6 protein-coding genes are annotated in these 13,510 nt (G+C 35.6%); 5 read left to right on the forward strand and 1 reads right to left on the reverse strand.

All coding sequences use genetic code 11. The features are described 5' to 3' along the window. Positions 1-65 precede the first annotated feature (65 nt). Genes ACEN2N_RS06660 through ACEN2N_RS06680 form a run of 5 tightly spaced genes read left to right on the forward strand, consistent with a single transcriptional unit; the run spans position 66 to position 9,772 of the window. Positions 66-3,422: a VCBS repeat-containing protein gene (locus ACEN2N_RS06660; protein ID WP_441823598.1), complete on the forward strand. Its 3,357-nt coding sequence runs from the start codon at positions 66-68 to the stop codon at positions 3,420-3,422. After that, positions 3,412-6,663 (forward strand): VCBS repeat-containing protein, encoded by a 3,252-nt coding sequence (locus tag ACEN2N_RS06665; RefSeq protein ID WP_441823599.1) that lies wholly within the window; start codon positions 3,412-3,414, stop codon positions 6,661-6,663. The genes ACEN2N_RS06660 and ACEN2N_RS06665 overlap by 11 nt, the downstream gene beginning before the upstream one ends. 4 nt (positions 6,664-6,667) lie before the next feature. Continuing rightward, positions 6,668-7,999 carry a vanadium-dependent haloperoxidase gene (locus ACEN2N_RS06670; protein WP_441823600.1) on the forward strand — a complete coding sequence of 444 codons (1,332 nt, stop codon included), beginning with the start codon at positions 6,668-6,670 and terminating at the stop codon, positions 7,997-7,999. Positions 8,000-8,022: 23 nt separating this feature from the next. Further along, on the forward strand, positions 8,023-8,922 hold the full coding sequence (locus tag ACEN2N_RS06675; RefSeq protein ID WP_441823601.1) for an AraC family transcriptional regulator: 900 nt from the start codon (positions 8,023-8,025) through the stop codon (positions 8,920-8,922). Next, positions 8,915-9,772, forward strand: coding sequence for a hypothetical protein (locus ACEN2N_RS06680; RefSeq protein WP_441823602.1), 858 nt, complete (start codon positions 8,915-8,917; stop codon positions 9,770-9,772). Before ACEN2N_RS06675 ends, ACEN2N_RS06680 begins: the two co-directional genes overlap by 8 nt. Before the next feature lie 9 nt (positions 9,773-9,781). Here the strand turns inward: ACEN2N_RS06680 and ACEN2N_RS06685 are convergent, their stop codons facing one another. Further along, positions 9,782-13,504 (reverse strand): metallophosphoesterase, encoded by a 3,723-nt coding sequence (locus ACEN2N_RS06685; protein WP_441823603.1) that lies wholly within the window; start codon positions 13,502-13,504, stop codon positions 9,782-9,784. Between the last annotated feature and the right edge of the window lie 6 nt (positions 13,505-13,510).

Consider the following 13,510-nt stretch of genomic DNA (forward strand, 5'->3'; position numbering starts at 1 on the left):
GGTTACTATCTCAACTTTAATAGCCTAAAAAACAACTCAAAGTGCTATTTCAAACATACTCAAAAATGAACTCTAATTTGCTTAAGCTAAGCTACCTTGGTTTATTTTTCTCTCTTTTATATTCTTGCGTATCTAAAGAAGATGCAAATACATCAGAAGAAAAATCAGAACCAACATTGTTTACTTTACTACAACCTGAAGAATCTGGTATTTCATTTGTAAATAAGGTGGCCAACTCAAAAGAATTCAACATATTTAAATATCGTAACTTTTATAATGGTGGCGGCGTTGCCATTGGAGATATTAATAATGACGGATTATCGGATGTTTTTTTGACCGGAAACATGGAACCCAACAAGTTATTTCTTAATAAAGGTAACATGAAATTTGAAGATATCTCAGAAACTGCCGGCATATCAGGAAATAAACCTTGGTCTACAGGTGTAGTGATGGCAGACATCAATAATGATGGGTTTTTAGATATTTACGTGAGTAATGCTGGTAATATGGAAGGTAACAACCATGATAACGATCTTTACATTAACAATGGCGATGGCACTTTTACCGAAAAAGCTCATGAGTATAATTTAGCAGAAACAGGATTCTCTACTCACGCATCTTTCTTTGATTACGATAAAGATGGCGATTTAGATGCCTACATTCTTAACAATAGCAATATTCCTGTAAGTAGCCTTGGTTATGCAGAACAGCGCGAAGTAAGAGCGCAAGATTGGGAAGGTGTACCAAAAATTTTTAGAGGTGTAGGCGATATGCTTTTAAGAAATGACAACGGTAAATTCGTTGATGTTAGTGAAAAAGCAGGCATTTACGGTAGCCTTATAGGTTTTGGCCTTGGAGTAATGGTTGTAGATATCAACAATGACTTATATCCTGACATCTATGTTTCTAATGACTTTTATGAAAGAGATTATTTATATATCAATAATCAAGATGGTACTTTTAGAGAGGAGATTCAAAAATGGACGAATCACTTAAGTTTATCTGCTATGGGTGTAGACATGGCAGATATCAATAATGACGGACTTACAGATATCTTCATAACCGATATGCTACCTGAACCGGATCAGCGTGTAAAATCTGTAATGGAATTTGAAGGGTATAACATTTTCAAACTAAAGCAGAGTAAAGATTTTCATCAGCAGTATATTCAAAACACATTACAACTGAACAACGGTAATGGATCTTTTTCTGAAATTGCATACTACAGTGGTGTTGAAGCTACTGATTGGAGCTGGTCTGGACTATTATTCGATATGGACAATGATGGTCTAAAGGATATTTACATTACCAATGGTATCAATCATGACCTTACCGATTTAGATTTTGTTGATTTCTTTGCAAATGAAATCATTCAAAAAATGGCTTTGACCGGCAGAAAAGAGTCTATTGATTCTATCATTAATAAAATGCCAGTTACTCCCCTACCTAATTACGCCTATCGAAACAATGGAGATATCACCTTTAGTAATTACAATAAACAGTGGGGTTTTGAAATACCTAGTCGCTCAAATGGTTCTGCTTATGGCGACCTAGATAATGATGGTGATTTAGATCTTGTGGTCAATAACGTAAACATGGAAACTTTTGTGTACCGCAACAACTCTGAATCGCAATCCAAAAACAACTATATAAAATTAAAATTTGAAGGAAGCAATGGTAACAAATTTGGCATAGGCACCGTTGCGCGCCTATACTACCCAGATAATATTATAGATCAGACCTTGATGCCTTCAAGAGGTTTTCAATCATCAGTAGAATACCCAATGACTATTGGTTTGGGAGAAACAGAAATGTTAGACTCTATTCGTATTATTTGGCCTAATGACGCAACCTCTAAATTGAAAAATGTAAAAGCGAACCAAACTATTACATTTAAGCAAGACGAGGCCAAAGAGATATTTAAAATTAAAAAAACAGAAACTCCAACTCTTTTTAAAGCTATTGAGAATAACACCTTTTTAACCCATAAAGAAAATAGCTATATGGATTTTGACAATGAGGGATTGATTTCTAAATCATTAGCAGAAGAAGGACCTGGTTTAGCCGTTGGTGATGTAAATGGTGATGGAAACGATGATATTTTTATTGGTGGAGCAAAAAATCAAACTGGTGCATTATACCTACATAATGGTAATGGATCACTTTCTAAACCTATTATAAAGTATTTTGAAGCAGAAGCCCTACTAGAAGATACCACTGCATCTTTTTTTGATTCAGATAATGATGGCGATTTAGATCTTATGGTCGGCACCGGAGGTAATGAATTAGGTATGCAGGGCAATTACGGAATTCGACTTTACCTAAATGATGGCAAAGGTAATTTCTCTTTAAGCACAAACAAATTACCGAGTATTAATAAAAATGTTGCCGTTATCGCCCCTTCAGATTTTGATGCAGATGGTGATATTGATGTTTTTATTGGATCAAGAAGTGTAGTAGGCACGTACGGCATAAACCCTGATCACCTATTTTTATTAAATAACGGAGACGGAACTTTCACAGATATTACTGAGCGTTCTGCTTATGATTTAAAAGATGCCGGCATGATAACTGATGCTAAATGGATAGACATCGACGGCGATGGTAAAGATGATCTAGTAACCGTGTCTGACTGGGGTAGTCCAAAAATCTACAAGAATTCTGGCAGAAGACTTAGCGATTCAAAAAACTCTTTAGACAGCCTTAGTGGTTGGTGGGGCGCTGTTGAAGGTTATGACCTAGACAATGATGGCGATCAAGATCTAATTCTAGGTAATATGGGTAGTAACCTACATTACAAACCAAAACCTGGGCAACCCATGAAAATGTGGGTTAACGATTTTGACAATGATGGTACTATAGAACAAATTACTACTCAAAACTATGATGGTGGTGATTACCCTCTTCATCAAAAGAAGGAATTGACGACCCAAATATTAGCACTAAAGAAGAAAAATATTAAAGCTTCTGAATACGCTTCTAAAACCATTCAAGAGCTATTTTCAAAAAATATTATCGACAATACCATATTAAAGCAGTCAAACATCTCTGAGTCTATAATCGCCATAAATGATGGCAATGGCAACTTTACTATTAAGATTTTACCACCTCAAGTTCAATTTTCATGTATTTGTGGTATTCAATGTCTTGATGTCAATAAAGACGGAAACTTAGACTTGGTGATGGCGGGCAATAATTTCGAGTTTAAACCTCAATATTCTAGACTAGATGCCAATTACGGAAATGTACTTCTTGGCGATGGCAAATTGAACTTTGAATGGCAAAATTATGCCGATAGCGGTTTCTTTATCCGCAATGAGGTAAAACAATTAAAAATAGTAAAAGACAAGAAAGGCAATCAATTCATTATTGTAGCAATCAATAACGACACTCCAAAAATGTATCGACTAGATGAAAAATAACATACTATATCTATGTTTATTGGTATTAGTCATTGGTTGTACTGAAAATTCTGGTGAGTTATTTGTAAAACATTCTACAGAAAAAACAGGTATAACTTTTGAAAATACACTTACAGAATCTAAAGACCTTAGTATTTTAGATTACCTCTATTTTTATAATGGTAGTGGTGTTGCTATTGGCGACATCAACAACGATAGTCTACCTGATATTTATTTCTCGGGTAATCAAGTAAAGAACAAATTATACCTAAACAAAGGTAATTTACAATTTGAAGATATTACCGAAACTGCAGGTGTCGCGGGGAATAGTTCTTGGAACACAGGCACTATAATGGGCGATGTTAATGGTGACGGACTCCTAGATATTTACGTATGCGCTGTGGTCGGGTTAAACGGATTCAATGGTTATAACGAACTTTTTATAAACCAAGGTGATGCCACTTTTAAGGAGAGTGCCGCTGAGTATGGATTGGATTTTGAATCGTACAGTTCTTCAGCTGCTTTTTTAGATTACGACCTAGATGGCGATTTAGATATGTATCTTCTTAATCACGCCATACACACTCAAGACTCTTATGGTAATGCACAAATTCGCTATAAAAGGGTATATGAAACAGGTGATAAACTCCTTCGAAACGACAATGGCAAATTTGTAGATGTCAGCGAAGAAGCTGGTATTTATGGTGGTGTAAATGGATACGGATTAGGTATTGCTGTTTCCGATTTCAATCAAGACGGCTACCCTGACCTATACATTGGCAATGATTTTCATGAGGATGATTATTATTACCTAAATAACGGAGACGGCACTTTTAAAGAAAGTCTTAAAGAAGCCTTTGGGCACACTACAAGATTTTCTATGGGTAGTGATGTTGCAGATATTAATCATGACGGGCTACCAGATTTAATTTCCCTAGACATGTTGGGTAAAGATGAAATTGTTTTAAAATCATCTGAAGGTGATGATGATATTCAAATTCAAAAAATGAAAACAGAGACATTTGGTTATCACAATCAGTATACTAGAAATATGCTATCTGTGAACCAACCAAACGGTAAGTTTTTAGAAACAGCATTACAAAGCGGCGTAGCAGCTACAGACTGGAGCTGGAGCGCGCTGTTTGGCGATTACAATCAAGATGGAGAACAAGATTTATACATTAGTAACGGTATACCGAAAAGACCTAATGACCTTGACTATATCAACTACATATCTAACGAAAACATACGGTCAAAAATTAACAATACCAATCTAGTAGATCAAAAAGCTCTTAAAATGATGCCTTCCGGATTTATTGGAAATATGATTTTTAAAGGAGCAAAAGATCTTCAATTTATAGATGAATCTAAATCTTGGATAGACCAAGACACAATTATTTCTGGGGCTACTGCATATAGCGATTTAGATAATGATGGTGATTTAGATTTAATAACCAATAATCTATTTAGTCCTGCAATTATTCAAGAGAACACTACAAACAGTAAACGCAACTGGCTAAAAATTAAACTTAACTTTTCTGATAAAAACAAATTTGGAATTGGTACCAAGGTATTTTCTTATGCCAACGGAATTCAACAATTTAAAGAAATGTATACCGTTCGCGGATTTCAGGCATCTTCTGAACCAGTTATTCACTTTGGGTACGGAGAACTTAATACTATTGATTCGTTGAAAATAATATGGCCAGACAAAAGTTATCAAATGGTGAAAAATATCGCCGTCAACCAAACACTTCATCTTAGTCCTGAAAAAGTACAACCTTTCGACTATGCTTCTTTACACCCTAAACAACAGAACCTATTTCAAAAAATATCAAACAATCTAGGCATAAACTATACACATATTGAAGATGCCTACAGCGATTATTTACGTCAAAAGCTAATTCCTTATCAAATGTCTGATAGAGGCCCAGCAGTTAGTGTTGGTGATTTAAATGCTGATGGAAAAGACGATATTTTCTTTGGAGGAGCTAAATTTATTCCTTCACAAATTTATATTCAAGGGGATACCACTTTTCAATTAAAAATATATCCGGAGATTAAAAGCGATAGCATAAAAGAAGACATCGCATCTATAATAGGTGATTTCAATGGTGATGGTAAAAATGATATTATAGTGGGTACTGGCGGAGCAGACTTCTTTAATGAAATGAAGCCATTAACTGACTCGTACTACGTGGCAAGCGATAGTACTTTTACTCAAAAAGAATTTCCTGAGATGTTCGAAAATGCATCTGTTCTTTTAAAGATAGATTACGACCATGATAATGATTTAGATATTATCATTTGTAATCAATCTATCAGTGCCGATTATGGAAATAGACCCAACAGTTATATTTTAGAAAATGAAAACGGCAATTTCAAAGTAACCAATAATCCTTTTGAAAAATTAGGAATGATAACCGATGCCATTTTTACTGATTTCAATGATGATGGCTGGGAAGATATATTATTTGTTGGAGAATGGATGTCACCTAGATTTTTTCAAAACAACCAAGGTAAATTTCAAGAAATACATCCATTAGATAATAAAGATATGAACGGCTTATGGCAAGCTGTTACTAGTTTTGACATTGATGGCGATGGAGACCAAGACTACCTATTAGGTAATTGGGGAATGAATACTAAGTTTACTGCATCACAAAAGTATCCGATGAAAATGTATTACGGTGACCTAGATAATAACGGAGCAACGGAAACCATTGTCAGTACCTATAAAGACGGTAAAGACTACCCAGTAGATGGGTTAAAAGAATTGTCGAGCCAATTGGTATCCCTTCGTAAAAAATTCAATACCTATAGTTCTTTTGCAGGAAAATCGATGGAAGAAATTCTTGGCGATGATATGTTACCCAATGCAGAAATTCAAGAAGTACATACCCTAAGTTCTGGCTACCTACAAAACAACAATGGCAAGTTCGCTTTTGTGCCATTTAACTATCAATTACAGTTGGCACCTATTATGGTATTTTTAGCATATGACTTTAATGGTGATAACAAAACTGAAGTATTAGCTGCCGGAAATTATTTTGGCGTAAAACCATATCATGGCCGTTTTGATTCTTTTCCAGGAGCATTGATTAGTACTGGTAACAATATTACCTTAGCGAATGAAATAGGACTCGATTTAACGGGAAAATCGATTCGAAGCATGAACATTATAAACTCAAACAACAACACTTACATTTTGCTCACTTTTAATAACGAGGCAGCAGAAGTGTATAGCATTCTCAAACTATAGTACAATGAAAAGGTATTTAATAATCTTAATCGCAGGGATATTATTTGCGAACTGCACAGAAAAAAAGCAAGAACCCATAGTCGTAACTGCTGATCAAATGCATAATTCTATTGATAAGATAATAGATATTATGATTCATGATATTTTCTCGCCACCGGTTGCAAGTAGAATATTTGCTTATCCCAATATCGCTGCATATGAAATTGTCGCCCAAGTAAACCCTGACTATCAATCATTATCTGGTCAACTAAAAGATTTAAAACCTATACCTGCGATAGATACCGTTTCGGGTATTAACCCTCAATTATCTGCCTTGATTGCGCACATGAATATTAGCAGACAATTAATATTCTCTGAAGATAAGTTTGATGTTTTGCAAGACAGTTTATTTACGCAATGGAAAACAATGAACGAACCTGAATTTGAAGCTTCTAAAGCCTACGGATTAAAAGTTGCCGAGCATATTAAAGAATGGATGAGCAAAGACAATTATAGTCAAACGCGTACCATGCCAAAATTTACGGTAAATACAGACGACCCGACCAGATGGCAACCAACTCCACCAGCTTACATGGATGGCATAGAGCCACATTGGAGCAAAATTCGTCCTTTTATCATAGACTCAGCATCACAATTTAAACCAGTTCCACCACCACCATATTCATTAGAAAAAGACTCAGATTTTTACAAAGAACTGATTGAAGTTTATAATATTAGTAACGAAATAACCAAGAATGGAGATGAATCTGACGAAGTAGCAATAGCTAAATTCTGGGATTGCAATCCGTACGTATCCGTTACTAGAGGACACTTAATGTTCGCAACAAAAAAGATTACCCCAGGTGCACATTGGATAGGTATTACGAAAATTGCCAGTAAAAAAACTAATAGTAACTTCGACGACACCGTTTTTGCCTATACGAAAACATCAATGGCAATTGCCGACGGATTTATTAGCTGCTGGGATGAAAAATATCGCAGTAATCTAATTAGACCCGAAACACTAATTAACCAACATATAGACGAAAATTGGAAGCCTATTTTACAAACACCACCATTCCCAGAATACACAAGTGGCCACAGTGTTGTTTCAGGTGCTGCAGGAATTGCTCTTACTAGCATTTTTGGTGAAGATTTTAGCTTTGAAGATGATACCGAAACGCCGTATGGTCTACCAATCAGAAAATTCAATTCATTCAATCAAGCGGCAGACGAAGCAGCTATTAGCAGAATGTATGGCGGCATTCATTACAGGTCAGCTGTTGAGGTCGGTGTAGGTCAAGGTAGAAAAATAGGTGCACTACTGAATTCTAAAATTAAGATGAAGAAAGATTAATTTTTAGCACATTTTAGATCATCATGAAAAAAGCGCTTTCAATTACAATTGCCATTATTTGTATTGGTTTACTTTGGTATTTTTTCATTAAGCCACAAGATTATCAAATAAGGGTAGTTGGCAAGGCTAATGCCGGCACTATTAACCAAGCTTTAAAAGCATGGAACAAAACACTACCTGAAGCTTCTATTCGTCAACTGAACGATATTAGTACTCTTGAGCAAATGATTGTTTCTGGCGATTCTACACATATTTATAAGTGGAACATTAGCCCTATTACCGATTCTACCTCTCAAATAGTTGTAGACGTAAAGGATGCTAACTTTAGTTTAAGTAATAAAATAGCTATTCCATTTTCAGATACTAATTTTGAAAAACAATCAAGAAAAACAGTTACCGATTTCATTGAAAGTTTAAATGTACATAGAAAAGAATTCAAAGTTACTTTCATGGGCAAAGATGAACTTCCCTCTACATACTGCGCTTGTGTTGAACATAAAAGCCTTCAGAGCAACAAAGCTTTTGAAATGATGGAGAGCTACCCTTTTATAAATTCTGTAATTGCCAGTAACGGGATTCAAGTAAACGGTGTACCTTTTATAGAAACTACGGATTGGAATATGCAAAACGACAGTATTAGTTTTAATTTTTGTTATCCAATCATAAAAACCGATACGTTACCTACCATTAAAGACCTAGTTTACAAAGAATTTATAGGTATGAAATCTTTAAAAGCTATTTACAACGGCAACTACATGACCTCTGACAGAGCCTGGTACACTTTACTGGACTATGCCAAAGAGAAGAACATTAAAGTTGATCATAAACCCATCGAATTCTTTTTTAATAACCCAAATATGGGGGGAGATGCCTTACGATGGAAGGCCGAAGTATTTATGCCATTAACAGATCAAGATGAGTAAAATAATTTTCATCTTCATAGTATTAATTTCTACACTTACTTCTTGTTCTAATTATGGACAACCAAAAGTAATTGCGGATCTACCAGGTAGTTTATCTGAAAATTCTGGTTTAGCTACTTATAATGACTCAACAGTATGGGTCGTTGAAGATGGCGGTAATAAAGATGAAATATACCAAGTAAACCTAAACGGAGAAATACTTAAAAGTTTAAAAGTTAAAAACGGAAAGAATCATGATTGGGAGGATCTTACAAAAGATGCTGCCGGCAACTTATACATAGGTGATATTGGCAATAATGCAAATGATCGTAAAGATTTGGTCATTTACAAAGTACCAAACCCCAGCATTGAATCTGGTGATAAAATTGATGCTGAAAAGATTGAAATCCATTACCCTGACCAAAAAGACTTTCCTCCAAAAAAGGATGCCCTTTTCTATGATTCAGAAGCTATATTTCACCACGGTAACAAATTATATATTGTAACTAAAAACAGGTCAAAATCGTTTACCGGTGAAGCTCATATTTATTCGGTACCTGACACACCAGGTAACTATGAAGCTACTTTCGTTGGTTCATTTGTACCATGTACAGATTGGAAAATTTGCCAAATAACCTCTATTGATATATCACCAAAAGGTGATAAAATTATAGCACTTAGTTACGGCAAGCTTTTCATATTTACAGATTTCGCTTGGGATAATTTCACTAAAGGAAACATACAAGAAATTGACCTAGGCGCCCGCTCTCAATTAGAATCCGTTTGTTTTCTTAATGATGACACCTTATTAATTTCTGACGAACGCGCGCATGGTGAAGGTGGCAACCTTTATACTTATTCTTTGAAGTAAGTATTTTACCTAAAATCCAAATCCTAGTCCGAAAGTAAATCTTGGTCCATCTTCACTAGCAAAAATAGCAGTGTTTATAGAAATGATATCAGAGGCGTTTAAAAAGAACCCTCCGCCATATGAAGTGTGCCAGCGACCAGAACTCATTTCAGGCATCCAGACCCTTCCATAATCGAATCCACCAAAAAGGCCCATTGCCGTTGGCAACAATCTAGTACGTTTCTTTTTTAAACTGAATCTTATATCTGTATTCTGATAGTACGATGTTTTACCCGTGAAACGCTGATTCCTAAATCCGCGAAGACCATCTAAACCCCCAATACTTGCAGCTTGGTAAAATTCGTAATCATCACCAATATTAAAATGAGCCTTCCATTTGGTTGCCAATACCAATCTACCATTTGGCATCAATTTATAGTCAAAACCTAGGCTAGGTATTATATACCCAAAACTACCGCTCTCTTTTGAAAGGTTCTCTTTAAAACCTACCATTAACGAAGAAGACATACCTAAAGTTGGGAACGCCTCGTTGTCTTTATTCTCATACGTGTAAGCTGCATGCGCACCGACAAAATCGCTATTAGTTTCTTCTCCGTTTTCCTGATAAAAGGTATTTATGAATCTATCGTTGGTTTCTTCAACACTAATATTCTCATAAGACACACCTAATTTCACCTTCGCTCCTAACCGTCCTCGCCAAACTAATGAAGGAGAAAAATCTATCTGTCGTAGTTTCACCCTATTATAATCTAGCTCTAAATCATCATCAAAATTTTCGGTATTGTTTCCAAATCCGAAGAAATTAATAGCAAAATTCGGACTCGTAAATCGTGCTTTCAACTCGGCGTTCCAATTTTCGAATACATGGGCAAATTCCCCTTGATACTTAAAATCAAATCCGCTTGTCGCAAAATAATAAGATGCAGCAAAAGTGTGTTGCTGGGTAAAAGGATTTTGCCTAAAACCGTTATATGTATACGTATTTACAAAACCTATTCGCATGCCATCATCTGGATTAAACCCGATTGTTGGTATAATCTGGTTGAAACTATTTCTCAACTTTAACGGCTGATAGGTGTTTAGCTCATAATCATCTGACAGTTTTACTTTTGCACCACCAGTTTCTTCAAATGTGTTGTTCTTACTCTTAAAGTCATATAGCGCCACATTTTTTCCATTTTCAACTCTATAAACATCATTGTTATGACCACCAATAATTCTAACTTTTACCCCAGAGAAATTAGACGGATTTTTAACCTCGAAAATATCATCGTCATCTAAACCAAATACCCATAGTTCTTTTGTGTCTTCTTTTGTAAATACTTTATAGTAAAACAAACGCTTTTTCTCATCGCCAATATTTCTAAATACTTTTACTTCGGTTTCTTCATCGTTAAGTCTATTGATCTCAAACCAATCATCTTTATCCGTACCTGCAACTACAGCATACTTATTCAATATCTGATAGTACTCATTAGCAGTTTCTTGAATGTGACCTAAACGTGCTAATAAAGTTTCTTTAATTTCATCTACCGTTGCATCACGTACTTCTGCAGGAAAAGATTTAAATGCCTCTTCAATATCGTTAGGGGTCAAGTTCTCTTGTAAGTATTTTGCCTGAGCAAGCCACTGACTTTTTTCTGTTTCACCCAATAAGGTTAAATCTAAAACATAGGTCATAGGCGAAGAATTGAACCCCTTTACACTTCTAATATCTTCGTTAAAACCTTCCATTAGTCGTAAACCAGGTATAATACGTGTAGCTACTTTCATTAAAGCACCATCGCCCATTTTAGAGAATACCTGATCACGATCTCTCGGTATTGGTCTATATATGGTCTTACCTTTTTTCTCATCTTTAAATTCTGCCCAACGCCATTGATCAACATGTCGATCCCAATCGCCGAGAACCATATCAAAAAGTCGTGCCCTCAAATAAAGGTCTTTATCTACTTCGTACTTTTCATCATCTCGAAGATCTTCAAGCATACCATCGGTACTAGTTAGATTATTAGAATACCCAAAGCTTGCTAAATCTCCATGACCATCACCTGTATGTTCTTCAATCATATATAACTCGTCACCAAAGGTGTCATTGTACCCCTTCAGTGCAGATTGTTTAGGCACATAGTATAAAACAGGATTCGTATGATAAATGCCTACCGCATCTGACAACTTCGCTGTTGTAAACGGACCATAAGGGTGTGACCCAGTATAAAAATCTTGTAACAACTCTTGAGTATAGGTCTCCTTTAAATCGTCGAGTACATATTGATCTTGAAAAGCCATGGACTGTAAATAAAGTTCTGCGCTCTTTTTTAAGGCCCGCATTACATATTCCCTACCATCTTTTGCACATAGACGTAATGATTTAGATTGGTGTCCGCCACCTTTTTTAACTGGCTCTAAGCCTCCCATCAATGAATCTAAATTTACGGTCGGCACTTTCACCTCGGTGCCATAATACTTACGGTAACGGTCTCCCCAAATTGCTTTATAGAATCCGCTCTTATCTATTTCATCTTTGGTATACACCGATGCCTTTACACTATCTGGAAACTGACCCGTAAATTCACCCAAATATTCTTTCTGAGTTGGTGGCAATACCTCATTTGTAAATAAAAACTCTTCGTTATTATCATCACCTACACCATAGAATCTAACTCTAGACGAACCATCCTTATATACCTCTAAAGTTGCATATCCCATTTTACCCGTATTAAACTGAGAACCGTTCAACAAATTGGTAAAACCTTCTTTTGCACCAGAACCACTTACAATCTGCGGTGTGTTATTTTCAACAATATATTGCAAGGTATGCTCATGCCCAGATGCAAATATTACGCGATCAGAGTACTGCGCCAATGTAGTTACCCTGTTCATTAATTCTCTATAACGTTTGTTATTTACGTCTTCTATAGATGCACCCGAAGTGCTTCTAAGCACATTAATAAAGCTTCCTAAAACAGGTAAAGGCACTGCCATTTCTTTAGGATAAAATTGTTTTCTTATAGAATACTGTCCGCCATGCTCACCATAACTATTGGTAGGGTGGTGCATAGCAATGACTGTTGTACGATCACGGTAATCTTTTATCGCATCTTCAAGTTCTAAGAAAAACTTTTCTCTACTTTTTATATCACATTTGTCATTAATATCTGGGCGTTTATCCCAATTGGTCAAATACCATTCTGAGTCTATAGTTATTATAGCGACATCATCCCCTATTTCTACAACATCAATTGGACATCCATTTTCTGGTAAAAAAGGGTCTTTTTCTTTCTCCTTTAAAACACTCTTAATATAATTTTCTTCTCGCTCAAGTCCAATCAATCCCTCGGTATACCAATCATGATTACCTGGTATAAAAAGTGGTCTTCCCTTAAAATCATTCAGTGTATTCAACTGTGCATCTAAATGATTCTTCGCTGTTCTATATGCTACCGTTGAATCTTTTGGGTCAGGTAGACCGGCCGGGTATATATTATCTCCTAGAAAAATTGCTGTACTATTCTTATCCGCCTTATCTAATCTATTTTTGAATATTTTAAGGGCAGGGTTCATATCACCGATAGGTGATAGACCTGCATCACCTATTAAATAAAAAGTGTGCGATATTTCTTTTGAGTCGTTAATGTCGATTGCATATTTTTCATCTACATATTTTGTACCGTAGGTAGCACAACTCGTAATGAATATAATAACTAACAGATAAGCATAATATTTTTTCATAGTGAC

Origin of the sequence: Maribacter spongiicola, assembly GCF_052119685.1 — a bacterium.
Lineage (GTDB): Bacteria > Bacteroidota > Bacteroidia > Flavobacteriales > Flavobacteriaceae > Maribacter > Maribacter spongiicola_A.